Here is a 25,093-nt window from a genome sequence, read left to right as displayed (position 1 = left end):
ACAGAGTGACGAGCATTTTCGCCATCATCGCGGGAAGTTTTTTATATGTGCTTGCAGAGGTTCATCCAGCGACGGCCGACAGCGCCTGGTGTTCCAGCACCAGTTGCTGACGGTCGATTTTTCCGTGCAGCGTCACGGGGAAGGTCTGACAAAAGAACATGGATTTGGGGATCATATAGCCAGGCAGTTGTTCTGCGAGGAACTGGCGCAGGGCTTCACGGTGAGTGGCCGTGTCCTCGCGCAGTTGAATGAACAGTTGCAGATCGATGACCTTGCCGTCGTCCTTGATCGGCACCACGCAACACTGGATGACTTCGGCATAGCGGCACACGCTGCTTTCAATTTCGCCCAGCTCGACCCGATTGCCGTTCAACTTCAGTTGGTTGTCATCCCGGCCATGGATAAACAGTGACTGATCGTTATCCAGGAAACCCCGGTCGCCGGTGGCGTAGTAACGTCCGAATTCGTCATGGCTGAAAGCCTGGTTACGTGGGTCATTATCAGGCTGGTAGCCCAAGGCGACTTGCGGGCCGTACAGGCGCACCTCGCCCATTACGCCTGGCGGCAGGCTGTGGCCGTCGGCATCCACGATCCTGATCCGGGTCAACCCGCAGGGTTCGCCAAGAGACAGCAGGCCAGCGTTGTGCTCGGGCGGATGACCAAGCTTGTAGGTATGGGTCATTCCGGTGGTTTCGGTCGGGCCATAACCGTGCATCACCTCCAGGCCCGGAAAGCGCGCCTGCAGTTGAGTCACCAGGCCCAACGCAGCACGCTCGCCCGCCATGAAGAAGCGCTTGAGATCCGGAAACTGTTCGTGGCTGAACAACGGGTCCTTCAACATCAGATCAACAAAGCTGGGTGTGGAAAACCAGCTGGTGACCGGGCATTGCGGGTAGCGCGACATCAGGCGAATGTTCTGCCGGGGCAGCATGTTGTGGCGATGATCGAGCATCAGCAGGGCGCGGCCTTCGCAAAGCACCGGAAAGAGATCCAGCAAGCCCATGTCGAAGGAGAAGCAGGCATGGCTCACGTGACATCCATGTGCGATCCCGTCGCGGATCATTGGGCTGTACCACGTCGAGAAGGCGGCGAAATTTTCGTAGCTGACGATGACGCCTTTAGGCTCTCCCGTACTGCCCGAAGTCGGGAGGATATAAAAAGCTGGCTGGGTCAGTTCAGGTTCGGACGGCAGCAAATCCGGGTCGGCATTTTCCAAGGTCGAGGTGACCCACTGAGGCCATCGGTCCAAACCCTCCAGTGGGTGGGGCGTCGCTGTGACGATCACCTCGGCGCGGATCAGGCTGGCGATCTTTTCAACCCGTGCGACAGGGTTGGATTGATCGACAAAGGTAAAGCAGCTTCCCTGGCTGATGCACGCCAGCATGGCGGCCACGGCATCCAGTTGCTTATGGCCGTGAACCAGCACGTTACGGCCTGCCCAGGGCGCGAGCACCTGGGCAATCGCGGCGGTGCGCAGGCCCAGTTCGGCAAAGCTGTAGATGCCTTCCTGGTTGATCAACGCAGTTGCATTGTGCTGATTCTTCAGCCGCTCAAACAGCGGTTTGATTTGCGATGAAAACATATTTCTCTCCGTTGTTTTTAGCCAGTTGCCAGGCAACTGAGCGATCCAGTTTGCCGTTATGGTTGAGTACGGTGCGCGGGCTGCTGTACCAATAACGTGGGATAGCCCACGGTGGAAAATGGGCTCGCATAGCTTTGCCGAGTTCAGACAAATCACAGTTCCCATTGAGGATCACGCAGGCCTGGATTGCCTCGGCATTACCCTTGCGCCAATACGGCTCGACCACCACATCGGCGACCAGATTGCGGTCACGCAGGAAGTGCTCGATTTCGTGCAAGTCGATGCGATGCCCCTGGATCTTGACCTCACCATCTTCACGCCCGAGGAAGTAGTACCAAGTGCCATCGAACAGCCCGATATCACCGGTGGCGTAAGTGGCCTGGCCGTGCTGTCGGCTGAAATTGGCGCGGTGTTCAGGCGCTGCATTGAGGTAACCGGGGCCGACACACTCGCCGCTGATCAGCAGTTGTCCCCGGCCGGCAGCGTCTACGGGGTGAGCGAGTTGCAGCGCTGCACCTGGCCGGGCACGGCCGATGGGCAGCGGTAACGGTGAGTCCACCATGTCTGGTGTAATCAATACCTGTGACGCGGCGACGGTGCATTCGGTGGGGCCATAGGTGTTGATCACCTCACAACCTGGGAAGCGCGCCCACAACTGGGTGACGGTTTCTTTGGGCAGCGTTTCACCGCAGAAGATGAAACGGCGCAGCCGTGTCAGTGCTACGGCGCTGAAGCTCGGATCCAGCAGGTAGAGGCGCACCATCGAGGGTGTGGAGACCCAGCAGGCCAGCGAAATCTGCGCGTGCTGGGCAATCAACTTACGGGTGTTGATCAACTCTCGATGATCGAGCACCGACAGCGGTTGCACAAATACCCAGGCGAGCCAGATTTCAAACAGGCAGACATCGAAGCAGTACCGCACGTTGCCAGTAACAGGCCCGTCCAGAGGCAAATCATTGCGCACCCAGGCCACGAAGTTGGCCAGGTTGGGCAGGCTGATCTGAATGCCTTTGGGCTCACCTGTCGTTCCCGACGAAAACATGATGTAGGCCAGCGGCAAGTCGGTAGCGTTGGCAAGGCGCTGGCGAGTATCTTCGAGCACATGCTGCAGCGCCGCGCCGTTATGGTGCCGACGGGGCAGATCGACGAGGGCAATGACCTTCATACTGGCGCTGGACAGCGGCACGGCATCCGTATTCAGGGCCAGCCTTGCTCCGACCGCTCGTGCAATACGCTCAAGGCGTTCGGGCGGGTTGTCGGACTCCACCGGCACAATCGGGCAGCCGCATAACAGGCAGGCCCACCAGGCGGCCAGAAAATCGAAAGATTTGTGGCCATATACCAGAACCGGTGCCAGCGGTGTTTGGCTGTGGGGCTGCTGGCGCAGGATTTCGTTGGCGATATCCTGGGCACGCTGACCCAGCGCTGCATAGCTGTATGTCAGCGAGTTGTGGCGCCAGGCGGTCTGCGCTCGATTTTCAAAGCGCGTAAACACCGTTATGAGCTCAGACCAGGCGTCCATTCACGCCGCCCGGCTGGCAAGCTGAAGCTCAATGAACTTCGACAAGCTGCCCACGGTTTCGAAGTGCTGGAATTCCAGAGTGGCGGGGTCGAGCACCAGGTCCTCGATACGTTCTTCGAGGTACATGATCAGTTCGATATACAACCCGCTTTCAAACCCCAGGTCGCGCTCCAGATGGGTCTGGGCATTGAGCTCCGAGAGGTTCGATGTTTCCAGGACCAGCCCGATGGCTTCAATGATGGTTGGCGTATACATGGTTGCTCCCTGCTTGTTGTGTGCATCCGACGTTCAGGTTGTTTTCCCGGCGCGGCAGAAGGCTGGGTAGCTGGCCGCGGTCAACTTTCCCGTTGTTGTTCTTGGGTAGGGCTTGGCTGAAGTAATAGCGATGAGGCCGTTTGTAAGCTTCCAGGTGGGCCTGGCAAAAAGCCTTGAGCTGCGCGATGTCCAAGGGCTCTAAGCACTCGATACAGGCTACGATTTCATCGCCGTATACCGGATGGGCGACGCCAATCACCGCTACTTGCCGTACTCCCGGCATACGCTTGAGCACACTTTCGACTTCCCGGGGGGCAACCTTCTCGCCATTAGTTTTCAAGATGTCATCGGTGCGCGACAGGAAATAAAGCAAGCCTTGTTCATCCAGACGGCAGATGTCGCCGGTATGGAGCACCGACTCACCGGGCAACGGTCCTGGCCGCAGCTTTTTGGCTGTCTGCTCCGGGTTGCGCCAGTAGCCGCGCATCACCGTTGCGCCACGAATCACCAGTTCACCGGTGGCATTGCTGCGATGCGCAACGCCCTCGTCATCGATGACCCAGAGCTCAGTGTTGGGGATGGCGTAGCCTACGCTGTCTTTATGCTGGGCCAGCAGGGCCGGGGGCAGCCAGGTACAGCGATGGCACTCGGTCAGCCCGTACATGGAGAAAATTTCGGCGTGCGGGAACAGCGAAATCAGCAGGTCTATATCGCTGGGATGCAGGGCCGCCGCGGTGTTGGTGATTTTACGCAGGGAGGAAAAGTCATAGCGTTTGGCTAGTGGGGCAATGATCGCCAGTAGCGTCGGCACAATCGGCAGTACCGTGGCGCGGTGCTTGGCCAATTGCTTGAGGGCAAACAGCGGGCGGCTGAAATCTCTTTCGATAATCAGCGTTGCCGCGACCTTGGCTGTCATGATCGCTTGATACAGCCCATAGTCGAAGCTCATGGGGATCGTGCAGAACACTCGGTCGCTGGCTGTCAATTGCAAGTAGGTGGCGACGGAGTCGGCGGCACTGAGCATGTTGCGCTGGGTCAACATGACCCCTTTGGGATCGCCCGTGGAACCCGAGGTGTAGATCAGGCAGGCCAGGTCGATATCCAATGCACCCAGTAGCGGCCATGGGCGGGTCGGTGGCAGCGCGGCTATTTGTTGCAGGGACAAGCTCGGGCTATGGTTCTCTTGCGCGTCGGGCGCTTTATCGAACAGCACGGTCAACGCCGGGTTATCGACAGCGGCCGCCAACGCTACCGCCTGCCCGGCCTGGGCAATCAGCAGATGTGAGGCTGCGTTGTCGAGCAGCCAGTTGAGCCGTGACAGCGGAGTGTCCGGATTGACCGGAACAAACACGGCCTGCAGATATTGCACGGCCCAGAAGCAGACGACGAAATCCACGCCGTTGGGCAGCCATACCAGCACACGATCACCGCGCTCTACCTGCTGCTGGCGCAAGTAGTCTGCGGTATTGAGTACGCGTTGATACAGCGCGGCCCAGGTCACCGCCTCCTCACCTTCGATCAGCGCCGTCTTGTCAGGGAACTGCTGTGCAGCTTGCACCAGCCATTGGGTCAAATGGGTTGTGCTCATGTCTGATCCTCAGAATTCACTTCAAGAACGATGGCTGCAAAAGTGCCGGCGATACCGGACGCCAGGGCCAGAATGGGGTGAACGGCGAGAACACCGTCGCGGTGCGTCAGCAGGCTTTTCAGGTTGAGAAACGCATCGCTGCAAAAGCAATGTCCCAATTGATAGAGGTGACGCCGGTAGATGATGTCTCGGGCAAAACCTGCACCGTCGGCAATTCTGTCGAAGGTGGGTGGGCTGATGTGGTATGGGATCAGCGTGCGCAGCTCTTCGGGGCGGCGTCCGGCTTGCAGCAGTGTGGCGCGCACAGTCTCCAGCATGGTGGGGATGAACGCATGATCGTAGGCATTCTCACTTTCGCGGTTTGTTTCGCGTGTGCGCGTCCCGTACGCGGCCAGTTGCTGGACATGCATGGCACTCACGCGTAACGCACCAGGGGCGGGATCTGCACTGAGCAAGGTCGCGCAAAATGCTTCCCCGAAATAGCCATTTTGGTCGGCGTATTGCACGGTGTCATGGAAACACTTTTCGCCGGTGATCAACAAGGCTGTGACGTTTTCCTGCCGGGCGTGAGCCGCAGCCAGTTTCGCGTTGAGAAACTTCAGCCCAACCAGCGCCGACGCACACGAAGCTTGAGTGACCGAGAAAAACTCGACTTGCGGACGACCCAGCCATTTGCGTACGTTGTTGGTCAGGTGGGGAGTTGTATCAAACGGGCAAGGGCAGTTGAGCGAGTGCGCCCAGGCCACATAGCCAATGCGTGCGAACACGTGTGGGTCGCACTCGGCCTTGAACTGGTGCAATAGCTGCATGATCAGGTCAGGTAGGGCCTCGCGTTCAAACAGGCTGGCCGACTCCATGCGATGAAAGCGGCTGAAAATCTTGGTATTGCGCTCGCCCCAGGCATACTTTTGCGCCAGGACAGGCAGGGCGGTAAGGTCCTTGGCGACCAGGCTGCTTATCGTGTGAATGTACATTCAGGCTCCAGCCACAAAACCTGCGCAGGTCAGGGCATGACCTTCCGGCAGTATCAGCAGGATCCGTTGGTTGGTCGGTGCAAGTTGCCCCAACCTGGCCCAGGGAGCACAGGACAGCAGCGTTTCATCCCAGTGCTCGATAGTGTGGTCGGCCCACGGTGCATGCTTGCGCAATTGCTCGGCGAATCCTGGTGTGGTCAGGATCAGCAGCGGTAACAAGTCTTCCTCGGATGTATACATATCCAATCTGGCAAGCAGAGTGTCCAGTGCCTGGGACGTGCCCGGGAGAGGCACTTTTCGATAGTGTTTGAACCTGATACCGGCAGGTTGTGGCTCTGCAGGCTCGCTTGGCCGGCTGTGCAGCATCACGACGCAAGCGCTGGCCTTGGGGTTGAAGCTGGCCAGAGTAGGGCTGTCATACAGGATGGCATCCTGGTCGGCGATCAACAGCAGGGCTTTTTTCCTCTGACTGCCACGGGCGTTGTCATCGAGGTAATCCTCAATGATTTGTAACGCGATAAATGCGCTGCTCAGGCCATGATCGCTGATGGCCATGCCAAAGGCGTCGTGACAGCCTGTTTGGTGAATCAGGGCATTGGTCACCGAGCACCCGACCTCGACATCTGGTGTCCAGTGGGCGAGTAGCAGCAGATCCAGGTTATCGAGCCGAGCCTGCTGTTCCAGCTCGCCGACCAACTGCGTCAGCATTACCCTGAACGTCTGGTTCTGTGCGCGGTACCAACGAGCGGCATGAATCTCTTGAGCCTGGCCCGGGTGGTCATGGGAACGAAAAAAACCGTCGACGAAATCCGTCACGATCTTCAATTGTCCGGCGTCTGCGCCAGGCCCATTGTTGTGCTGGTCAAACTGGCGCCACAGGATGTGGGAGGCCGAAAATTCCAGAGACATGGCGAATCCTTCAGGCGCAGGTCAGGGGCAAGCGTTGGTACACCTGAGGTGCCAGTTGGCTCTCTACGCTGTCTGCCTTGCGGATCAGAAATGCCTGGTCATTTTCGACCAGCACTTCAGCCGGATGACCGAAGCTCAAAAAGCCCACCGGAGAGGCACTGGCACCATAGGCGCCGGAATGCCCGATACCGATCAGGTCCCCCGAACGCAGCTCGTCGAGCATCACGTTTTCGCCCAGCAAATCAGTAGGCGTACAGAGGGGGCCGGTTACTTGATAGCGATGTTGGGCAGTCGTTCGGGGTGAACCAAGACGCGCCATCGGGAAGTTCCGACGAATCAGGGAGTTGATGCCGGCCGCACTGCCGTGGCAGTTGGCGCCGCCATCACACACCGCAAACCATTCTTCGCGGGAAGGCTTGAGGTAGTTGACCCGCGTGACAAAGATGCCGGCGCGTGCAATCAGGAAGCGACCCAGTTCAATCACGATCTTGCAACGGGGAAAGCACTGGCGGTAATCGTTCATCATCGGCTGCAATGCCTCGCCGAGGGCGGCCAGGTCTAGCGCTTTTTCCTTGTCGAAGTAGCGCACGCCAAAGCCACCCCCGACATCCACAAAGTCGAGTTCTATTGCATAGGTCTGCTGGAGCGTGGCGGCCAGGTTCAAAATGTTTTGCGTGTTGTTGGCAACAGCCTGGCAGTCAAGAATGCGAGTGCCAAGATAAATATGGATGCCCGCCAGAGACAAATGCGGGAGTTGAGCGAGGGTTTCAAATGCCTGCGGTAGCATTTGTTCGTCAATACCGAATTGTCGAGGTTTGCCGCTCATTACCAACTTGGCTTTTTCACCGGTGAAGTCGGGGTTGATACGCAAGGCAATACGCTGGGTAACCTGCAGGCCTGCGGCAATGTCATTGAGCAACAACATTTCTTCGATGGATTCGACCACCACCGCCTTAATGCCCGCCAGGCAGCACTGGGTCAATTCGTTGATATGTTTTCCAGGGCCGACAAAAATGATATTGGCTGGCGCCACGCCTTGGCGCAATGCAGTTTCCAGCTCAACCAGAGAACAGACTTCGCACCCTGTCCCCGCCTCATGCAAGAGCGAAACCAGGGTTTTGTTGGGGTTGGCCTTGAGTGAGTAGAAGTAGTCGATGCCGTCGGGAAGTGTGCGCTTGAGTTCTGCGAAGTCTTTTTTTATCTGAGTCGCACTGTATGCGTAAAAAGGCGTTGGTACTTGATCTGCGAGCACTTGGTAAGGGATGTCTTCAATTCTATCGGTACTGATGTATTGGCTATCAGGCGCAAAAGCTGACATGGCTGAATTTTCCGTTTAATAACGATTCGATCCGATTAATATCTTTGAAGTTGTCGAACAGATCGTCATCGAGAATATCGAAGAAACTCTCGGCGTTGCCGGCGGTTTTATCGACCCATTCACCAATGGCTGAAATAAGGCCAACTAAGTGAATGGAGTCCAACAGTCCGTGCGGGCCATACATCTCTGCACCCTTGTTGATCGCCTGTAACTTTTCTGGGGCAACACCTATCTGTTGCAGCGATGCGAGAATAAATGCCCGTGCAGTTATTGAAGAAGCGCTCATGAATGTGACAACCCTATAAACGTTGTAGGTGTGATCATATCCATGGCGGGTGCCGAGATTTGCTTGAAATTGCAAAGACACTCGTCTGTTTTTATTTATAAAGCCTGTTAACGCAACTAATGCGATGCTCCTTCTGGTCGCTCTTGAACAGCTGGGCAGTGTTCGAGTTCATGCAAGGGCTGGTTCCCGGGCTCTGTTTACGAAAAGGTAAACTGCTCGCTCAAGAACGCAAAACAACGCTGCGCCGACGGACTCAAACCTACTCCGCTACGACTGATCAAGCCGATCTCCCGATTCACCCCGGGGTGGTCGATGGGGATACGCTTCAAGCCTTGCAGGCTGTCCGCAGCCGATTCCGGTAGCACGCTGATGCCCAATCCCTGGCGAACCAGTGCCAGGACCGTCGACATATAGTTAGCTTCCATTCCCGCGTTCATAGTCAGTCGCGCCTCATCAAATAACGCGTCCACTTGCTCACGCACACTGCTGTCGCGCCCGGTGAGGATAATTGGTTGATTTGTCAGTTGCTTCAGCGTCAGTTGGCGATGCCGGGTCAGGGGATGGCCCAGCGGAACAAATGCACATAGCCGATCATTGAGTACCGGTAAAAACGCCAGTCCGTGACTAAGCCGTGCACGCACGCCGATTCCAAAATCCACCTCACCGGAACGCACTTGCGCGTGAATTCGATGGGCCACCAAGTCGTGCAGGCGTACCTCGATACCAGCAAAACGTTCGCGAAACAGGCGCAACGCCGGGGGCAGGGCGCCGGCGCACACCGAGGGCAGGGCGGCGATGGTGACGACGCCTCGGCGCAGGGCGGCGAGGTCGCGGGAGCCGGTGACGATGTTGTCCAGGTCCAACAGCAGTTTTTCCATGGGGCCGCGGGCGTCCTGGCCGGCGGCAGTCAAACTGACGTGGCGCGGGCTGCGGTCGAGCAGGGCGACGCCGAGCCAGTCTTCCAGTTGTTGCACCTGCACGGTGAGGGCCGAGGGTGACAGGTTCAGCTCGTTGGCAGCCTTGGTGAAACTGCCGGTGCGGGCTACCGCAAGGAACGCCTGAATGTGCTGGATTGAATTCTTCATTGGGACGGCTTCATTTTGTTTTTCCGAACGCTGGTCGGTGAATATTCCAATTTACAAAGACTAACCCGCTTCCAATACTCCAGGGAAAACAATAACCGGCCAACCAGGCCGCTCTGGAGTACCCCATGCTCGCTACCCTGGGTGTCATTACCATCCTGTGCCTGCTCGCTGCCGTCATGAGCAAACGCCTCTCACCGCTGGTGGCCCTGATCGCCTTGCCGATCATCGCCGCACTGCTCGGCGGGTTCGGCCTGCAGACCAGCGCCTTCATCATCACCGGTATCAAGAACGTCGCCCCGGTGGTGGGCATGTTTGTCTTTGCCATCCTGTTTTTCGGAATCATGACCGACGCCGGCATGCTCGACCCCATCATTGATCGTATCCTGCGAACGGTAGGGACGCGTCCTACACGAATTGTCGTAGGCACCGCGACCCTGGCGCTGCTGGTGCACCTCGACGGCTCCGGCGCCGTGACCTTTCTGGTCACAGTGCCGGCGATGCTGCCGCTGTATACGCGCTTGGGCATCGACAAGCGCATCCTGGCCTGTGTGTGTGCCATGGCGGCCGGGGTCAACTTCCTGCCATGGACCGGGCCGGTGCTGCGCTCGTCAGCCGCCCTGCATGTGCCCGTGGCGGATTTGTTCCAGCCGCTGATTCCCGTGCAGGTCGTCGGCCTGGTGTTTGTCTTTGCGTGTGCCTGGTGGTTGGGCCGCCGCGAAGAGAAACGCCTGGGCCTGGGCGCCGGCTCCACGGTGGATGCCGTGCCGCAGCGGGTGCTCAGTGAGGCTGATATCGAGCTGCGTCGCCCACGGCTGTTCTGGGCCAACCTGGTGCTCACCGTGATGGTGATGGTGGTAATGATTGCCGGCTGGGTCGATCCGGTGGTGATGTTCATGCTCGGCACCGTGGTGGCGCTGTGTATCAACTATCCGAATGTGGACGCCCAGCGGGCGCGTATCGACGCCCACGCCAAGACCGCCCTGACCATGGCCAGTATCCTGCTCGCCGCCGGGGTGTTCACCGGGATCATGCAAGGCACCGGCATGCTCAAGGCGATGGCCGAAGTGGCGGTGGCGCAGATCCCGGCGGGCCACGGCAAGCTGATCCCGGCAGTCGTGGGTTTCATCTCCATGCCCCTGAGCCTGCTGTTTGACCCCGACTCCTATTATTTCGGCGTGATGCCGGTGATCGCCGAAGTGGGCAAGGCACTGGGTGTCGACCCACTGCAAGTGGCCCAGGCTTCTTTGCTGGGTGTGCACACCACTGGTTTCCCGGTCAGCCCGTTGACCCCCGCGACCTTCCTGCTGGTGGGCTTGTGCAAGATCGAACTGGCCGATCACCAGCGCTTTACCATCCCTTTTCTGTTTGCCGCGTCGGTGTTGATGACCCTGACTGCGTTGCTCCTGGGAGTGATTTGAGATGAAAACCTTGCGCATCGGTTCCGGCGCCGGCTATTCCGGTGACCGTATCGAACCTGCCGTGGAACTGGCCGAACTGGGTGACCTGGATTACCTGGTGTTCGAATGCCTGGCTGAACGCACCATTGCCTTGGCGCAACAGGCGCGGATCAGCGATCCACAGGGCGGTTATGACCCGCTGTTGAGTGAACGTATGCGCCGTGTGCTGCCATTTGTCGGCCGGCATGAGGGCCGCCGTCGTCTGCGGGTGATCACCAATATGGGCGCGGCCAACCCGGTAGCGGCGGCGGCTGAAGTACGACGAATTGTCGATGAGTTGGGGCTGAATCTCACGGTGGTGGCTGCACTAGGCGACGATGTCCTGGCGGCCCTGCGGCCCGAACAACGCCTGGATAACGGCCATACCCTGGGCGCCTTGGGTGAACGGCTGATCTCGGCAAATGCCTACCTGGGAGTCGACGCTATTTTGCAGGCGCTGCACGCAGATGCCGACGTGGTGATCACCGGGCGCGTGGCCGACCCTTCGTTGTTTCTGGCGCCGCAGATGTTTGAGTTCGGCTGGGCGGCGGATGATTGGCAGCGTCTGGGGCGGGGCACGCTGGTGGGGCATCTGCTGGAGTGTGCGGGGCAGGTCAGCGGCGGTTATTTTGCCGATCCCGGTGTCAAGGACGTGGACGACCTGGCGCGCCTGGGTTTCCCCTTGGCCGAGGTTGATGCCGAGGGTGAAGCATTGATTACCAAGGTCGCAGGCTCTGGCGGCCGGGTCAGCCGTGCCACCTGTACCGAACAATTGATCTACGAAGTGCATGACCCGGCGGCGTATCTGACCCCGGACGTGACGGCGGATTTTTCTCGGGTGGCGTTCGTGGAGGAGGGTGTTGATCGCGTTCGCGCCCAGGGGGCGCTTGGGCATGCACGGCCTGAGCAGTTGAAGGTCAGCGTCGGTTACCTGGACGGTTGGATCGGCGAAGGGCAGATGTCCTACGGCGGCCCGGGAGCTGTCGCACGGGCGCAACTGGCGCGGGATATCGTGCTCAAGCGGCTTGATTTGATCGGTGTGAAGATGCAGGACGTGCGCGCCGAACTGATCGGCATGGATTCACTGCACGGTTCGCGCAACAGCGTCGAACCCTGGGAGGTGCGCCTGCGCGTCGCCGCCCGTTGTGAAGATCGTGGCGAGGCGGTGCGGGTCGGCAATGAGGTGGAAACCCTTTACACCAACGGCCCGTCGGGCGGCGGTGGTGCGAGCAAGAGCGTACGCCAGGTCGTGGCGGTGGCATCGTTGATGCTGCCGCGCAGTAGGGTCAACCCGAGGATCCAGGCATGAAGTTGCACACGCTGGCCCATTCCCGCACGGGGGATAAAGGCGATACGTCAAATATCTCGATCATCGCGTACCGCGCCGAAGACTACCCATTGCTCTGCGAACAACTGACAGCCGAACGCGTGGCCGAGTGCTTCGCCGGTTTGCGCGAGCCGGGCGCGGCGCCGGTACGACGTTATGAACTGCCCAACGTGCAGGCGCTGAACTTCGTGCTGCCGGGGATCTTGCGCGGCGGCGTGACCCGTTCGCTGGCGCTGGACGCCCATGGCAAGTGCCTCGGGTCGGCGTTATTGGATCTCGATTTGGCAATAGGGTAAATGCGCGAGGGGGGCTTGCTCCCGATGGTGGTGTATCAGCCGATTCATTCAGCGACGCCCCCATCGGGAGCAAGCACGCTCCCATGTGCTCTGCGTCGGTCAGTCAGAGCGCGGCGAAACGTTTGTCCAGGTAATCGATGATCACCTTGGAGTCATACATCCAAGTGGTCTGGCCATTTTCTTCAATGCGCAGGCACGGCACTTTGATCTTGCCGCCTTGTTCCAGCAGGGCCTGACGGTCCTGCTCGTTGTTCTTCGCGTCCTTCAACGCCACTGGCACATTCAGGCGGTGCAGGGTGCGGCGGGTCTTCACGCAAAATGGGCAGGCGTGGAACTGATACAGGGTCAGGTTCTTGGCGGCAGCGTTGACCTTTGCCTGTTGTTCGGCAGGACGCTGTTTTTTACGTGGACGGGTCAGAAAGTCGCCCGCGATGATGACGTGGCCGAGGCCCACTCGAAGTGCTTTGACGAACATGGCTGAAACCTCTTGCCCGATACAGAAGGGGCCGCAGCTTACATTAATTTTGTGGGCGAAAAAAAACCGGCGATGAACGCCGGTTTTTTCTTACCCAGCCTGTTACTTGATCAGGCTCAGGAATTCGCTGCGGGTGGCCGCGTTTTCGCGGAACTCACCCAGCATCACCGAGGTGATCATCGACGAATTCTGTTTCTCCACACCGCGCATCATCATGCACATGTGCTTGGCCTCGATCACCACGGCCACGCCTAACGCGCCTGTTACCTGCATCACGGCATCGGCAATCTGGCGGCTGAGGTTTTCCTGGATCTGCAGGCGACGCGCGTACATGTCGACAATCCGCGCAACTTTCGACAGGCCCAGCACTTTGCCGCTGGGGATGTAGGCAACATGGGCCTTGCCGATAAACGGCAACAGGTGGTGTTCGCACAACGAATACAACTCGATGTCCTTGACCAGCACCATTTCGCTGTTGTCAGAGCTGAACAAGGCACCGTTGGTGACTTCTTCCAAGGTCTGTTCATAGCCACGGCAGAGGTACTGCATCGCCTTGGCGGCACGCTTTGGCGTGTCGAGCAGGCCCTCGCGGGAGACGTCCTCGCCGAGTTGGCCGAGGATCGCGGTGTAATTCTGTTCCAGTGTCACAGAGCGTTATTCCGTATGGGTTCTAGAGGGGTACGGTTTCTGCCTGTACCAATTTTGTACCAATCAGGCTTTGCTCAAGCTTCCCGACTTCACTCCAATCTTCACCGGAGTTCATCCATCGGGCGTAAGTCGTCAGAAGCATTTGCACGCTGTGACCGAGCTGATCAGCGATGAACCCAAGGTTCATGCCTGCCATTAGGCACATGGTAGCGTAAGTGTGGCGGCAGTTGTATTGCCCTTCACTGTGACGAGCGCCGCTTTGAGTGCTTGACCATCATGCAGGCCGCCTCTGCGAGCGCTTGGTGGCTGATTCTGTCTTTCGACAGCCTGGCCTGCCTTCTTGATCCGACTAGCCCGTTTGCACGCGTAAAAAAGCCCGCAATCGCGGGCTTTTCACTTGCATCACGGGGCTTATCTGAAAAGGCTGAATCCGGTGACGTCGCCTTACCCCTGTTACTCGTCGCGCCCTTCCATCATGGTGCGCTTGAGCATCACATACACCGCACCAGCGCCGCCGTGACGGGCCTGGCACGAAGTAAAACCGAGTACCTGGGAATGCTGGCGCAGCCAAGTGTTGACGTGGCTCTTGATCATCGGACGCTTGCCATCCAGCCGCACGGCCTTGCCGTGGGTGACACGCACGCAGCGGATTTCGAATTTGGTGGCTTCGGCCAGGAACGCCCAGAGGGTCTCGCGGGCTTTTTCGACGTTCATACCGTGCAGGTCGAGACTGCCTTCGAACGGGATCTGCCCGATCTTGAGCTTGCGCATCTGGCTTTCCTGCACGCCATCGCGGGCCCACATCAACTCATCTTCAGGGCCTACATCGATCACGAACTGGTCCGACAGACCATCGACGGTGGTTGCATCGGTGCGTATGGTCGCGGCCTGGCGCAGCTTGGCGATCTGTGCCCGGTCGGTCTTGGGTTTGCCGGTGTCGGCACGGTCGTGCTTGATCGGCTTGACGCCGCGCAGCTCATTTTTGAACAGGGAAAAATCGTCGTCTTGCATGTCGGCCTCCGCGAAGGGCGGGCAGTTTACCTAAATCGCGGCGGCCAGGGCGCAGGAAACGCTATCCAAGCGCCATCAGTCGTGCTTTTTCATCAGGTGTGAAGCGATATTCAGTGACAAAGGTTGGCGCATCCGTCGACGACTGCGTCGCCACAACCATACGCCCAGCCACAGTATCAACAGGCCGATCAATGACAGAATCGCCGAACCGCCAGGGCTGGTATTCAGTTCACCCAAGGCGGGTGAGTGACCCAACAAACCGGCGGCGCCAGCCCCGGCCAGCAGCAGACCTACAATCGCCAACAGCGCGGCAAAGCCGGCGACCAGGCGCAGACGCCAGTTGCTCGGGCCCTTGGGGCGCAAGCGACGAGCATCAAAACCATCGGATATCTTCATTCCGACCTTTCCTCCAGGGTATCGGCCCTTCGACCGGAAGATACACAAGTTGTTCCTGGGAGAGCGGTAAATGCGCCAAATGAGGAGGTGTTGCGGATGAGCGGGGCAATAAACACGCCACGCCGCTCATCAGATGTGGATCAGATCAGATCTTTGGTCAGCGCAAGGGTCGCGAAGTTGTCAGCCATGATGGCCATTTCGGTCTGTTGTACGTGCTCGGCGCTCAATACGCCGCCTTTGCAAGGCAGGTCGCGGGTGGCACAGGCGTCTTCCACCAGGGTGCAGCGAAAGCCCAGGTTCTTGGCGGCGCGCACGGTAGTGCTGACGCTGGAGTGGCTCATGAAGCCGCAGACGATCAGGTCCAGAGAACCAAGGTCCTGCAGGTGTTTTTCCAGGCCGGTGCCGTGGAAGGCGCTGGGCAACAGCTTGCCGATGACGGTTTCGTCACCGAGGGGTTCCAGGCCCGCAATGAATTCGCCGCGCTCGCCTTGTGGGTCAAACAGGCCGCCGACGGTGCCCAGGTGGCGCACATGCACGATCGGGCGCCCGGCATTACGTGCTGCGGCTACCAGTTGCTTGATGTTGTCGACTGCTGCATCCATGCCCGAGAGGGCAAGCGGACCGCTGAGGTATTCCTTCTGGGCGTCGATGATCACGAGGGTCGCATGGTTCAGGTTGGCTGCTGCGTAACCGCGACCGCTGAGTTGAAACATCGTCTTTGGAACGGACATTCTGGGGCTCCTGTGAGGGGGGCTTTTGCGACATTGTCCACTGGCTGAGCGGTTCTGTGAATCGCTACCATCGTAAGGTACGCCGTTGTTGACGTGCAGCGATGTCAAGTGGGCGGCTTGTTTAGTGCAATGATGGCAAATTGGATGAAATCCGACGGGTGGTGAAGTGTTTTCGTACATCGAAGGGACAGGCGAAGGCTGATAGAATCGCCAGTCGTTTTTTCCAGGAGCTTGCCCCCGTGATTACATCCCGCCTGCGCACTGTGCGCGACCATATCCGTTGGGCTGTCAGCCGTTTCCATGGGGAAGACCTGTTTTTCGGCCATGGTACCGACAATGCCTGGGACGAAGCCCGGCAATTGGTGCTCGGTGCTTTGCACCTGCCTTGGGAAATCGCCGACAGCTACCTGGACTGCAACCTGGAAGAAGAGGAAATCTCCCATGTGCAGCGCTTGTTGCATCGCCGCATCCACGAGCGTCTGCCCACTGCTTACTTGCTGAAAGAAGCCTGGTTCTGTGGCCTTTCGTTTATCGTCGACGAACGCGTGTTGATCCCGCGCTCACCGATTGGCGAGCTGATCGAAAATCGCTTCGAGCCCTGGTTGGCCCAGCCGCCGGCGCGCATTCTCGACCTGTGCACGGGCTCGGGTTGCATTGGTATTGCCTGTGCTTATGAGTTCCCGGACGCCGAGGTGGTACTGGGCGACTTGTCCTTCGAAGCCTTGGAAGTCGCCAACCAGAACATCGAGCGCCATGGCGTGGATCAGCACGTTTATACCGTGCAAGGCGATGGCTTTGACGGCCTGCCGGGCCAGCGGTTCGACCTGATCGTGTCCAACCCGCCGTATGTGGATGCCGAAGATTTTGCCGACATGCCGGATGAGTATCAGCACGAGCCGGAGCTGGGCCTGGCTTGTGGTGACGATGGCTTGAACCTAGTGCGGCGCATGCTGGCCGAGGCGGCGGACCACTTGACCGAGAAGGGCTTGCTGATCGTTGAAGTCGGCAACAGCCAGGTGCACGTCGAGGCGTTGTACCCGGAAGTGGACTTTGCCTGGCTGGACTTCCAGCGGGGTGGCTATGGCGTGTTCATGTTGACGGCTGAGCAGTGCCGAGCGCATCAAGCGGTGTTCGCCGCCAGGGTCTGACGGCAGCAGCGCCGTTGGAAATGTAGGAGGGGGCTTGCCCCGATAGCTGTGGTTCAGTCACTGATGAATTGACTGGCACACCGTCATCGGGGGCAAGCCCCCTCTTGCATTCACACTTATGTCATTGCACCGACCGGTTTCAGCGGTGCGTCGCAATCCAGATCAGCAAGCCCGCCTGAAACACGGTAAACGCAACCAGGCAAGTAATGGTGAAGCGCAACCCGCTGTCCTCACGCTTGAACTTGGTGACCTTCTCCTCTTCCTTGCGCAGCTTCACTTCCTGTTCGGCCAGGTTGTGCTCGGCCTGTTGCAGCATTTGTGCAGCCTCGAGAATCTCCACGAACTGCACCTTCTCGGTGTTCCAGCTGTCGAGCACTTCGCTGACTTTGCCCGGCTGTACGTTGCCTTTGAGGTGCTGAACGTCGGCATAGGCCACGTCGAACCCCTGGACGCGCAGGAAATGATCGCGCCGCAGGCGCGTGGCTTCGTTCAGTGCGTCTTTGTTGGCCAGGTCCACGCCGTCGACGCGGTAGTGTGACCACTTCTTTTTCGCCCATGCGGCGCCCTGGGCGACCAGGAAGCGACCAAGACCCCGGTTGGCCGGCTCGATCTCCAGGCTGTTGCCTGGGCCGAAGTGCACGCGGTGGGTATCGTGATCGACCCAGATATCCAGGTGGTTCTGCTCACGGCGCACCCGTTGCGCCGGCAACTGGATGATCATGCGCAACAGGCTGCGATGTTTGTCATGGCGCTCGGCATAACCGAACTGCACAAAGCGCAATGGCCGCACGCCGGTCGCGCGATCCGTGGCCAGGGGGGCCAGGCGCAGCATCTTGAAGTGTTCGGCCTGTACGTCCGCCCACGGCAGTGCCGCCGCCTCGACGACCTCGGGTTTTTCAGCCGGGGCATCGGCGGTAGGTTCTGGTGTTGCTTCGGTGGTTGTCATGCGGCGCGATCCTGTCCAAGCCTTGCGAGTCGACAGTCTTTTTTGCTGTCGACTCTGGCCTTATCGGCCGTGTTCTTCAGGACTGGAGGCAAATAGTCGCTTAACGGGGCTCAAGTCCGTCGATAAAGCGCACGATGCGTTGGCCCAGCTCGGCGGCGAGGGGCCGTTGCGGGTCGTTGTAGGACTCCAGTTGTTCCTTAACATCCTTGGGGATGATGCGCATCACGTGGTTCATTCCCTCGATCACCGTCAATTGCGCGTCCGGCTTGGCGTTTTTCAACAACTGAGCATCGCCGACACCCACCTGTATATCGTGGGTGCCCTGGATAATCAGGGCGGGCATCTTCAATCTGGCGAAGGCGGCCGAAGGATCGGCGCGGAACAGGCTGATCAGATACGGCTGCACGCTGGGTCGGAAAATACCTTCCAGTGGACGGGGCACATCGGCGTCCACTTGGCCGGCCTTGAGGTGATCGAGAATTTCATTGCTGCGCAGCAACAGGGCGGGAGGCAGATGGTTGGCCAGTTGCTGGCGAATTACCTGGTCTACCGGCCGCGCGCTGCCCGAGAGGGAAATGACGCCCGCCGGGTCAAGCTGCGGTGCGGCGAGGGCGGCCACCAGTGCGCCTTCGCTGTGGCCCAGCACGATCAGCGGGCCCAGGCGCGTATCGGCCTTGAGCAGCTTGCCCCAGGCCACGGCGTCGGCCACATAGGCGTCGAGGGTCAGGTTGCGCTCGTCGGGGGTCGCGGCCAGGCTGGCGGCTACGCCGCGCTTGTCATAGCGCACGCTGGCAATGTTATGGCGCGCCAGGACCCAGGCCAGGCGCTTGAGGCTGTCGTTGCGCGCGCCGTCGGCGCTGTTGCCGTTGCGGTCAGTGGGGCCGGAGCCGGCGATGATGAGGACCACCGGCACCGGCTTGTCGGATTTGGGCAGCAAGAGTGAACCAAACAACTCGCCGCTGCCGGTGTCCAGGCTGATAGGCCGTTGCAGCACGACGGGGGAGGCGGCGAAGCCAAGGCTGGAAAACAGGGTGAGGGTCAAAAGCAAAACTCGCAGCATCATCGCGCCATCATCAGGAAGGTGCCGGTTGGACCAACGTCTACCGGTAAGGTTTCGAGGATGAACTAGTCCGATAGCCTGCGTATACTGGCCGCCTTAAGTTATTACGGTTGACTTGATTCAACTGATTTCACGGAGCGCCCTGCATGTCCGGCAATACCTTCGGCAAGCTGTTCACTGTCACCACCGCGGGCGAAAGCCATGGCCCGGCGTTGGTCGCCATTGTCGACGGCTGCCCGCCCGGCCTCGAGCTGTCCCTGGAAGACCTGCAGCGTGACCTCGACCGTCGCAAGCCCGGCACCAGTCGCCACACCACTCAGCGCCAGGAACCCGACGAGGTCGAAATCCTCTCCGGCGTATTCGAAGGTCGCACCACCGGGTGCGCCATCGGCCTGCTGATCCGCAACACCGACCAGAAATCCAAGGACTACTCGGCGATCAAGGACCTGTTCCGCCCGGCCCACGCCGACTACACCTATCATCACAAATACGGCGAGCGCGACTACCGCGGCGGTGGCCGCAGCTCGGCCCGCGAGACTGCGATGCGTGTGGCGGCCGGTGCGATTGCCAAGAAATACCTGGCGACCCAGGGCATCGTCATCCGTGGCTACATGAGCCAACTGGGCCCGATCGAAATCCCGTTCAAGACCTGGGACAGCGTCGAAGACAACGCCTTTTTCAGCCCCGATCCCGACAAGGTGCCGGAACTGGAAGCCTACATGGACCAGTTGCGCCGCGATCAGGACTCCGTCGGTGCCAGGATCACCGTGGTTGCCGAAGGCGTGAAGCCGGGCCTGGGCGAGCCGATCTTCGATCGCCTGGATGCCGAGTTGGCCCATGCCCTGATGAGCATCAACGCGGTGAAGGGCGTGGAAATCGGCGCCGGTTTCGCCTGCGTGGCCCAGCGCGGCACCGAGCATCGCGACGAACTGACGCCGCAGGGTTTCCTGAGCAACAACGCAGGTGGCATCCTCGGCGGCATTTCCTCCGGTCAGCCGATTGTTGCGCACCTGGCGCTCAAGGCCACATCGAGCATCACCACGCCAGGCCGTTCGATCGATGTGCATGGCAACCCGGTGGACGTAATCACCAAGGGCCGTCATGACCCGTGCGTGGGCATTCGCGCCACGCCGATTGCCGAAGCCATGATGGCCATCGTGTTGATGGACCACCTGCTGCGCAATCGTGGGCAGAACGCCGATGTACGCGTGAGTACCCCGGTGCTGGGCCAGCTGTGACGGCTTGTGCGGGTGAGCGGGCTTGCTCGCGCCGGGTTGCGAAGCAGCCCCACGCATGACGCCCGCTCTTCCATACTGGCGCCTTTCCAGCTTCTACCTGTTCTATTTCGCCCTGCTGGGCGCAACGGCGCCCTTCCTGGCGCTGTACTTCGATCATCTGGGGTTCCCCAGCGCGCGTATCGGCGAATTGGTGGCCATCCCCATGTTGATGCGCTGCGTGGCACCGAACCTGTGGGGCTGGCTCGGCGACTACAGCGGTCGGCGCCTGGCCATCGTACGGTTTGGCGCGGTGTGCACCCTGGCGAGCTTTTCACTGATCTTCGTCAGCAAGACCTACGCCTGGCTGGCCATGGTGATGGCGCTGCATGCGTTCTTCTGGCACGCGGTGCTGCCTCAGTTTGAAGTAATCACCCTGGCCCACCTGCAAAAACAGACCTCGCGCTACAGCCAGATCCGCCTGTGGGGTTCCATCGGTTTTATCCTGACCGTGGTCATCATGGGCCGCTTGTTTGACTGGCTGAGCCTGGATATCTACCCGGTGGTGGTCGTGGTGATCATGGCCGGCATCATCGGTGCCAGCCTATGGGTGCCAAATGCGCAACCCGCCGCCCATGGCAGCCGCTTGGCCGGCGACGGTTTTCTCAAGCAATTATGCAGCCCCGGGGTATTGGCGTTTTATGCCTGCGTGGCATTGATGCAAATGAGTCATGGGCCGTATTACACCTTTCTCACGCTGCACCTCGAACATTTGGGCTACAGCCGAGGCGTGATCGGCATGCTGTGGGCGATGGGGGTGGTGGCGGAAGTGTTGATGTTCCTGGCCATGAGCCGCATCCTCGCGCGTTTTTCCGTACGCCGGGTGCTGCTCGCCAGTTTCCTGCTGGCAGCCCTGCGCTGGTTACTGCTGGGCACATTGGCTGAGTGTTTCTGGGTGCTGCTGCTGGCGCAAGTGATGCACGCCGCCACGTTCGGCAGCTTTCATGCAGCGGCGATTGCCTTCGTGCAACGTAGCTTCGGCGCCCGCCAGCAAGGCCAGGGCCAGGCGTTGTATGCCGCCTTGGCGGGCACGGGCGGTGCCGTCGGCGCCCTGTATTCCGGTTATAGCTGGAACCTGTTGGGGCCGACCTTCACCTTTAGTATTGCCAGCGTCGCGGCGCTGGCCGCTGCCGTTATCATTGGCCTTCGATTGCAAGAGCCGAATCAAGGAACCGTGCAATGAGTTATGTAGCCGTCTACCACGTCGCCACACCCGATACCCCGAACAAGGTGCTGACCCACTTTGACGATATCCACTCCACCCTGGCTGAACATGGCGTCCGGTTCGAGCGTTGGCAGCCTGGTGTCATTGAAAAGGGCGCCAGCGACGCTGCCATGATCGCGGCGTACCAGCCACAGATCGACACCCTGGGCTATGCGGCCGTCGAGGTGATCAGCGTGACCGGTGATCACCCGCAGAAGGAGGAGTTGCGCGCCCGGTTCCTCGACGAGCGCCGCTACGGGGAAGACGAAGTACGCTTCTTCATCGCGGGCCAAGGGCTGTTCAACCTGCATCTCGGTGACTACGTGTACGGCGTGCGCTGTGAGAAAAATGATCTGTTGGTGATCCCTGCCGGTCTGCCCCATTGGTTTGACATGGGTGAGAACCCGCATTGTGTGACGCTGCGCATGTTTAACACTGCTGAAGGCGGCGTACCCCAGTTGAGCGGTGACGCAATTGCGCGCCTTTTTCCAGGATTGGATGACTAAGCACAAGTTTTTGAATGTTCAACCCCGGTAAGTGTGAAGTTGCTGTGGGAAGAAGCTTAATTGCTCGTAAGTTTTGGCTGTTTATTTTGCGTCCCACGCTTTCATTCCTTTCGTTATGTAACTCTCTGCGAATTCAATGTTTATATCGCCTGTCAATAGGAGGAATCCGAAGGATGGCAGGGGGTTTGTAAATAAAAGGAGAGAGCAATGAGTGACCCCGTCGAGTCATGTCACCCGCTGGATATCCTGCCGACGGCTATCGAAAAACGCATGAATCTGTCCGGCAAGCCCTTGACCCCGGCGGAACTGGAGATCCTGCGATGGGCCTCGGAGGGTAAAACGGTCTGGGAGATCAGCCGGATTCGGGCCACTTCCGAAGCCACGGTGAAGTTCCATCTGCGCAACATCTACGGCAAGTTGGACGTGACCAACCGGGTACAAGCGATGAATGAAGCGGTCCGCAAGGGCTTGTGCTGAAAACAACAAAAAGGGCCGCGACACTTGAAGGTGTCGCGGCCCTTTTTACTGCGCGTGGTTTACGCCGAATGGTAAGTCGGCAGCGCAAAGCGGTTCTGGCTTTGCAGCATCGAGATCTGTGGCAGCTCACTGGCTTGTTCGGCCAAGTCGCGGCGGATGGCGCTGATCACCCAGGTCAGTTGATCGGCGGTGTGCAGCTGCTGGTAGGAAATCGAACGCTTGACCTGTTTACCCTCGCTATTACGCAGGGTCAACAGGATGCCACCATCGGGACGCGGCTGAGTGGTGACGTCGTATTGGGAAAATACAGAAGCGAATTTGTCTTGGATCAGGCTCATGTCTATCAGCTCCGTTGGCTCAAGTTGGCAAGCATGGAGTGATAGGTGCAGCGTTTGTGCCAGTATTGAGATGATTAAAAAATCGTTATAAATCAATAAGTTATAAAATATTAAGAATTTCGTTTTCGTGCAATTTGCATGAATGGCCATCGTGCATCCTGCATTTTGCGTTATCAGGCGCGGAGCGTTTGGGCTGCAGGTACTGCTAATGACTGCTTAACCGCCGCAAAATTCCGTTTTTGTGCGTTGCGTGTCCGGGATACAAAACTTTTCAAATCCTGCGTGTACAGCTGAAGAATCGCTGGCGTATTTTCCTTCAAGACGTTCGGGCTCCTGCTCACAGGAGCACCGTTGTTTGTGGGTCAGACCAAGAATAAGAAAAAAGGACGTTCCGCCATGAGCAATCAGCAAGACATGATCACCTGGGGCATGATGCTGCGTAAGGTGCCCGCCATTGTTCGAGCGCTGCCACGGGTCGTGCGGGGTATGCGCGCTGCGAATGTCACTGACCCCGAACAGCCTTGCGGACTCGGTTGGTACTTTGAACAGGCTGCCCTGCGTAATCCCCAGGGCGCTGCACTGTTGTATGGCGACCGCGTGCTCAGCTACAGCGAGACCAACCAGCGCGCCAACCGCATTGCGCACCACCTGCACGCCCAGGGCATCGCCAAGGGTGATGTGGTCGCGGTGTTTATCGAAAATCGTCCCGAACTGCTCCTGACCGTGCTGGCCGTGGCCAAGCTGGGCGGTATTTGCGCCATGCTCAACACGTCACAAACCCAGGCAGCGCTGGTGCACAGCCTGAACCTGGTGGGCCCGGTAGCGATCGTCGTGGGCGCGGAGTTGGCGGCCGCCCACACGGCGGTGCGCGATCAAGTGCCGATTGAGGCGGGCAGAACCTGGTGTGTCGCGGATCAGCCCGAGTGCGCGGTGCCGGACAGCTATATAGACCTGATGGCCGCCAGCGCCGGCAGCCCGGAAAGTAACCCTGACAGCACCAGGCACATCTTCTTCAACGATCCCTGCTTCTATATCTACACCTCCGGTACCACCGGTTTGCCCAAGGCCGGGATCATGAAACACGGACGCTGGACCAAAACCGCGGTCAGCTTCGGCAGCATCGCCCTGGACATGGGCACGGACGACGTTCTGTATTGCACCTTGCCGCTGTATCACGGCACCGGCCTGTGTGTGTGCTGGGGCTCGGCGATCGTCGGGGCGTCGGGGTTCGCCATTCGCCGCAAATTCAGCGCCAGCCAGTTCTGGGACGATGTACGGAAATTCAACGCGACCACCCTGGGGTATGTCGGTGAGCTGTGTCGTTACCTGCTCGATCAGCCGCCCAGCACGCAAGACCGCGATAACCGGGTGAGCAAGATGGTGGGCAATGGCCTGCGTCCTGGTGTGTGGACGCAGTTCAAGCAACGCTATGGGGTTGAGCACATCTGCGAACTGTATGCCGCCAGTGACGGCAATATCGGCTTCACCAACATCTTGAACTTCGACAACACCATCGGTTTTTGCCTGCAGCACTGGGCGCTGGTGGACTACGCCCACGATACGGGCGAGCCGCTGCGTGGCAGCGATGGTTTGATGCGCAAGGTACCAACGGGCGGGCAGGGGTTGCTGCTGGCCAGGATTGATCAAAAGTCACCCTTCGATGGTTACACCGACCCGGAAAAGAACCGCAAAGTGGTGCTCACCGACGTGTTCGAGAAGGGCGACCGCTATTTCAACACCGGCGACTTGTTGCGCAGTATCGGCTTCGGCCATGCGCAATTCGTCGACCGCCTCGGCGATACCTATCGCTGGAAGGGCGAAAACGTATCGACCACCGAAGTGGAGAACGTGCTGTTGCAGCACCCACAGATCGCCGAGGTGGTGGCCTACGGCGTCGAGATCGAAAACACCAACGGCCGCGCGGGCATGGTCGCGATCACCCCGAGCGAGTCCTTGGCATCGCTGGACATGCGTGAGCTGCTGCAATTTGCCCACGGCCAATTGCCGCACTATGCAGTACCGTTGTTCCTGCGGATCAAGGTGAAGATGGAAACCACCGGCACCTTCAAATACCAGAAGGGCAAGCTCAAGGAAGAGGCATTCGACCCGGACAAGGCAGGCAATGACCCCGTCTATGCGTGGCTGCCGGGTTCCGATTGCTACGTGCCGGTCACTGGGCAATTGCTGGCGCAGATTCAGGGTGGTCAGTATCGCTATTGATTCTGCCTATGACGGGTTTTGACAAAAAAGCCATGACAGTGGGGAACTCCGTAGCGACACTGGGCGCCATATACAGCACCC

The 25,093-nt window shown here is 59.2% G+C and carries 26 protein-coding genes and 1 pseudogene; 9 read left to right on the top strand and 18 right to left on the bottom strand.

Going from position 1 to position 25,093, the window contains the following annotated elements; all coding sequences use genetic code 11:
• Positions 1-61 precede the first annotated feature (61 nt).
• The 9 genes from M5B97_RS17655 to M5B97_RS17615 form a co-directional block, all read right to left on the bottom strand.
• On the bottom strand, positions 62-1,582 hold the full coding sequence (locus M5B97_RS17655) for an AMP-binding protein (protein WP_248732166.1): 1,521 nt from the start codon (positions 1,580-1,582) through the stop codon (positions 62-64).
• Entirely contained in the window at positions 1,551-3,104 is a 1,554-nt protein-coding gene (locus M5B97_RS17650; protein WP_248732165.1) for an AMP-binding protein, read from the bottom strand. The genes M5B97_RS17655 and M5B97_RS17650 overlap by 32 nt, the downstream gene beginning before the upstream one ends.
• The gene (locus tag M5B97_RS17645; RefSeq protein WP_248732164.1) at positions 3,105-3,359 is read right to left on the bottom strand and encodes a phosphopantetheine-binding protein; all 255 of its coding nucleotides are present in this window, start codon (positions 3,357-3,359) and stop codon (positions 3,105-3,107) included. It lies immediately after the preceding gene.
• Positions 3,337-4,947, bottom strand: coding sequence for a class I adenylate-forming enzyme family protein (locus tag M5B97_RS17640; RefSeq protein WP_248732163.1), 1,611 nt, complete (start codon positions 4,945-4,947; stop codon positions 3,337-3,339). Before M5B97_RS17640 ends, M5B97_RS17645 begins: the two co-directional genes overlap by 23 nt.
• Positions 4,944-5,921 (bottom strand): 3-oxoacyl-ACP synthase, encoded by a 978-nt coding sequence (locus M5B97_RS17635; RefSeq protein WP_248732162.1) that lies wholly within the window; start codon positions 5,919-5,921, stop codon positions 4,944-4,946. Before M5B97_RS17635 ends, M5B97_RS17640 begins: the two co-directional genes overlap by 4 nt.
• The gene (locus M5B97_RS17630) at positions 5,922-6,830 is read right to left on the bottom strand and encodes a hypothetical protein (protein ID WP_248732161.1); all 909 of its coding nucleotides are present in this window, start codon (positions 6,828-6,830) and stop codon (positions 5,922-5,924) included. It abuts the gene before it with no gap.
• A gap of 10 nt (positions 6,831-6,840) precedes the next feature.
• Positions 6,841-8,148 carry a type III PLP-dependent enzyme gene (locus M5B97_RS17625; protein WP_248732160.1) on the bottom strand — a complete coding sequence of 436 codons (1,308 nt, stop codon included), beginning with the start codon at positions 8,146-8,148 and terminating at the stop codon, positions 6,841-6,843.
• The gene (locus M5B97_RS17620) at positions 8,129-8,434 is read right to left on the bottom strand and encodes a hypothetical protein (RefSeq protein ID WP_248732159.1); all 306 of its coding nucleotides are present in this window, start codon (positions 8,432-8,434) and stop codon (positions 8,129-8,131) included. The genes M5B97_RS17625 and M5B97_RS17620 overlap by 20 nt, the downstream gene beginning before the upstream one ends.
• Positions 8,435-8,631: 197 nt before the next feature.
• Positions 8,632-9,519: a LysR family transcriptional regulator gene (locus M5B97_RS17615; RefSeq protein ID WP_248732158.1), complete on the bottom strand. Its 888-nt coding sequence runs from the start codon at positions 9,517-9,519 to the stop codon at positions 8,632-8,634.
• Between the two features lie 125 nt (positions 9,520-9,644).
• Between M5B97_RS17615 and M5B97_RS17610 the strand changes: the two genes are divergently transcribed.
• The 3 genes from M5B97_RS17610 to M5B97_RS17600 are packed head-to-tail and all read left to right on the top strand — an operon-like array spanning position 9,645 to position 12,578.
• Entirely contained in the window at positions 9,645-10,937 is a 1,293-nt protein-coding gene (locus tag M5B97_RS17610) for a citrate:proton symporter (protein ID WP_248732157.1), read from the top strand.
• A gap of 1 nt (position 10,938) precedes the next feature.
• Positions 10,939-12,264, top strand: coding sequence for an acyclic terpene utilization AtuA family protein (locus M5B97_RS17605; protein WP_248732156.1), 1,326 nt, complete (start codon positions 10,939-10,941; stop codon positions 12,262-12,264).
• Positions 12,261-12,578 (top strand): hypothetical protein, encoded by a 318-nt coding sequence (locus M5B97_RS17600; RefSeq protein WP_123717574.1) that lies wholly within the window; start codon positions 12,261-12,263, stop codon positions 12,576-12,578. Before M5B97_RS17605 ends, M5B97_RS17600 begins: the two co-directional genes overlap by 4 nt.
• A 103-nt stretch (positions 12,579-12,681) precedes the next feature.
• Here M5B97_RS17600 and M5B97_RS17595 read toward each other — a convergent pair whose 3' ends face one another.
• From M5B97_RS17595 to M5B97_RS17570, 6 genes and pseudogenes are all read right to left on the bottom strand, one after another.
• The gene (locus M5B97_RS17595) at positions 12,682-13,053 is read right to left on the bottom strand and encodes a glutathione S-transferase N-terminal domain-containing protein (protein WP_123717575.1); all 372 of its coding nucleotides are present in this window, start codon (positions 13,051-13,053) and stop codon (positions 12,682-12,684) included.
• Between the two features lie 102 nt (positions 13,054-13,155).
• Entirely contained in the window at positions 13,156-13,701 is a 546-nt protein-coding gene (gene folE / locus M5B97_RS17590; protein ID WP_019826593.1) for a GTP cyclohydrolase I FolE, read from the bottom strand.
• A gap of 22 nt (positions 13,702-13,723) precedes the next feature.
• A pseudogene (locus tag M5B97_RS17585) lies at positions 13,724-13,933 on the bottom strand (site-specific integrase); the annotation flags it as partial.
• A gap of 221 nt (positions 13,934-14,154) precedes the next feature.
• Positions 14,155-14,712 (bottom strand): Smr/MutS family protein, encoded by a 558-nt coding sequence (locus tag M5B97_RS17580; RefSeq protein ID WP_248732155.1) that lies wholly within the window; start codon positions 14,710-14,712, stop codon positions 14,155-14,157.
• A 75-nt stretch (positions 14,713-14,787) separates the two neighbouring features.
• Positions 14,788-15,108, bottom strand: coding sequence for a hypothetical protein (locus M5B97_RS17575; RefSeq protein ID WP_123717577.1), 321 nt, complete (start codon positions 15,106-15,108; stop codon positions 14,788-14,790).
• Between the two features lie 140 nt (positions 15,109-15,248).
• Positions 15,249-15,839 carry a cysteine hydrolase family protein gene (locus M5B97_RS17570; protein WP_123717578.1) on the bottom strand — a complete coding sequence of 197 codons (591 nt, stop codon included), beginning with the start codon at positions 15,837-15,839 and terminating at the stop codon, positions 15,249-15,251.
• Between the two features lie 239 nt (positions 15,840-16,078).
• On the opposite strand from M5B97_RS17570, the gene prmB reads away from it, so the two are divergent.
• On the top strand, positions 16,079-16,987 hold the full coding sequence (gene prmB / locus M5B97_RS17565) for a 50S ribosomal protein L3 N(5)-glutamine methyltransferase (protein ID WP_248732154.1): 909 nt from the start codon (positions 16,079-16,081) through the stop codon (positions 16,985-16,987).
• A gap of 139 nt (positions 16,988-17,126) precedes the next feature.
• Here the strand turns inward: prmB and M5B97_RS17560 are convergent, their stop codons facing one another.
• Both M5B97_RS17560 and M5B97_RS17555 read right to left on the bottom strand, forming a co-directional pair.
• A complete protein-coding gene (locus M5B97_RS17560; RefSeq protein WP_134656837.1) occupies positions 17,127-17,933 on the bottom strand; it encodes a hypothetical protein in 807 nt (268 codons plus the stop codon).
• Between the two features lie 100 nt (positions 17,934-18,033).
• Entirely contained in the window at positions 18,034-18,996 is a 963-nt protein-coding gene (locus M5B97_RS17555) for an alpha/beta fold hydrolase (RefSeq protein ID WP_248732153.1), read from the bottom strand.
• Between the two features lie 143 nt (positions 18,997-19,139).
• On the opposite strand from M5B97_RS17555, the gene aroC reads away from it, so the two are divergent.
• The 4 genes from aroC to M5B97_RS17535 all read left to right on the top strand — a co-directional run bounded on the left by aroC (position 19,140) and on the right by M5B97_RS17535 (position 22,454).
• Positions 19,140-20,231, top strand: coding sequence for a chorismate synthase (gene aroC / locus M5B97_RS17550; RefSeq protein ID WP_123717582.1), 1,092 nt, complete (start codon positions 19,140-19,142; stop codon positions 20,229-20,231).
• A 55-nt stretch (positions 20,232-20,286) separates the two neighbouring features.
• Positions 20,287-21,450 (top strand): MFS transporter, encoded by a 1,164-nt coding sequence (locus M5B97_RS17545; protein ID WP_123717583.1) that lies wholly within the window; start codon positions 20,287-20,289, stop codon positions 21,448-21,450.
• Entirely contained in the window at positions 21,447-21,977 is a 531-nt protein-coding gene (locus tag M5B97_RS17540; RefSeq protein WP_248732152.1) for an acireductone dioxygenase, read from the top strand. The genes M5B97_RS17545 and M5B97_RS17540 overlap by 4 nt, the downstream gene beginning before the upstream one ends.
• Positions 21,978-22,184: 207 nt before the next feature.
• Positions 22,185-22,454 carry a helix-turn-helix transcriptional regulator gene (locus tag M5B97_RS17535; RefSeq protein ID WP_123717585.1) on the top strand — a complete coding sequence of 90 codons (270 nt, stop codon included), beginning with the start codon at positions 22,185-22,187 and terminating at the stop codon, positions 22,452-22,454.
• 59 nt (positions 22,455-22,513) lie between these two features.
• Here the strand turns inward: M5B97_RS17535 and M5B97_RS17530 are convergent, their stop codons facing one another.
• The gene (locus M5B97_RS17530) at positions 22,514-22,792 is read right to left on the bottom strand and encodes a DUF3509 domain-containing protein (RefSeq protein ID WP_016970113.1); all 279 of its coding nucleotides are present in this window, start codon (positions 22,790-22,792) and stop codon (positions 22,514-22,516) included.
• 396 nt (positions 22,793-23,188) lie between these two features.
• Between M5B97_RS17530 and M5B97_RS17525 the strand changes: the two genes are divergently transcribed.
• On the top strand, positions 23,189-25,012 hold the full coding sequence (locus M5B97_RS17525; RefSeq protein ID WP_248732151.1) for a long-chain-acyl-CoA synthetase: 1,824 nt from the start codon (positions 23,189-23,191) through the stop codon (positions 25,010-25,012).
• The last annotated feature ends 81 nt before the right edge of the window (positions 25,013-25,093 follow it).

The sequence above is a fragment of the Pseudomonas sp. MWU13-2517 genome (assembly GCF_023242545.1).
Lineage (GTDB): Bacteria > Pseudomonadota > Gammaproteobacteria > Pseudomonadales > Pseudomonadaceae > Aquipseudomonas.
Note: the sequence above shows the minus strand (reverse complement) of the source record. Positions and strands in the feature narration are given on the sequence as shown.

Coding starts and splice junctions, on each gene's coding strand:
- M5B97_RS17575 (WP_123717577.1), bottom strand. CDS start 15,108: ATGAAGATATCCGATGGTTTTGATGCTCGTCGCTTGCGCCCCAAGGGC.
- M5B97_RS17645 (WP_248732164.1), bottom strand. CDS start 3,359: ATGTATACGCCAACCATCATTGAAGCCATCGGGCTGGTCCTGGAAACA.
- M5B97_RS17580 (WP_248732155.1), bottom strand. CDS start 14,712: ATGCAAGACGACGATTTTTCCCTGTTCAAAAATGAGCTGCGCGGCGTC.
- M5B97_RS17530 (WP_016970113.1), bottom strand. CDS start 22,792: ATGAGCCTGATCCAAGACAAATTCGCTTCTGTATTTTCCCAATACGAC.
- aroC (WP_123717582.1), top strand. CDS start 19,140: ATGTCCGGCAATACCTTCGGCAAGCTGTTCACTGTCACCACCGCGGGC.
- M5B97_RS17610 (WP_248732157.1), top strand. CDS start 9,645: ATGCTCGCTACCCTGGGTGTCATTACCATCCTGTGCCTGCTCGCTGCC.
- M5B97_RS17535 (WP_123717585.1), top strand. CDS start 22,185: ATGAGTGACCCCGTCGAGTCATGTCACCCGCTGGATATCCTGCCGACG.
- M5B97_RS17620 (WP_248732159.1), bottom strand. CDS start 8,434: ATGAGCGCTTCTTCAATAACTGCACGGGCATTTATTCTCGCATCGCTG.
- M5B97_RS17540 (WP_248732152.1), top strand. CDS start 21,447: ATGAGTTATGTAGCCGTCTACCACGTCGCCACACCCGATACCCCGAAC.
- M5B97_RS17650 (WP_248732165.1), bottom strand. CDS start 3,104: ATGGACGCCTGGTCTGAGCTCATAACGGTGTTTACGCGCTTTGAAAAT.
- M5B97_RS17615 (WP_248732158.1), bottom strand. CDS start 9,519: ATGAAGAATTCAATCCAGCACATTCAGGCGTTCCTTGCGGTAGCCCGC.
- M5B97_RS17525 (WP_248732151.1), top strand. CDS start 23,189: ATGAGCAATCAGCAAGACATGATCACCTGGGGCATGATGCTGCGTAAG.
- M5B97_RS17545 (WP_123717583.1), top strand. CDS start 20,287: ATGACGCCCGCTCTTCCATACTGGCGCCTTTCCAGCTTCTACCTGTTC.
- M5B97_RS17555 (WP_248732153.1), bottom strand. CDS start 18,996: ATGATGCTGCGAGTTTTGCTTTTGACCCTCACCCTGTTTTCCAGCCTT.
- M5B97_RS17625 (WP_248732160.1), bottom strand. CDS start 8,148: ATGTCAGCTTTTGCGCCTGATAGCCAATACATCAGTACCGATAGAATT.
- M5B97_RS17640 (WP_248732163.1), bottom strand. CDS start 4,947: ATGAGCACAACCCATTTGACCCAATGGCTGGTGCAAGCTGCACAGCAG.
- M5B97_RS17655 (WP_248732166.1), bottom strand. CDS start 1,582: ATGTTTTCATCGCAAATCAAACCGCTGTTTGAGCGGCTGAAGAATCAG.
- M5B97_RS17605 (WP_248732156.1), top strand. CDS start 10,939: ATGAAAACCTTGCGCATCGGTTCCGGCGCCGGCTATTCCGGTGACCGT.
- M5B97_RS17600 (WP_123717574.1), top strand. CDS start 12,261: ATGAAGTTGCACACGCTGGCCCATTCCCGCACGGGGGATAAAGGCGAT.
- M5B97_RS17570 (WP_123717578.1), bottom strand. CDS start 15,839: ATGTCCGTTCCAAAGACGATGTTTCAACTCAGCGGTCGCGGTTACGCA.
- M5B97_RS17595 (WP_123717575.1), bottom strand. CDS start 13,053: ATGTTCGTCAAAGCACTTCGAGTGGGCCTCGGCCACGTCATCATCGCG.
- M5B97_RS17630 (WP_248732161.1), bottom strand. CDS start 6,830: ATGTCTCTGGAATTTTCGGCCTCCCACATCCTGTGGCGCCAGTTTGAC.
- M5B97_RS17560 (WP_134656837.1), bottom strand. CDS start 17,933: ATGACAACCACCGAAGCAACACCAGAACCTACCGCCGATGCCCCGGCT.
- M5B97_RS17635 (WP_248732162.1), bottom strand. CDS start 5,921: ATGTACATTCACACGATAAGCAGCCTGGTCGCCAAGGACCTTACCGCC.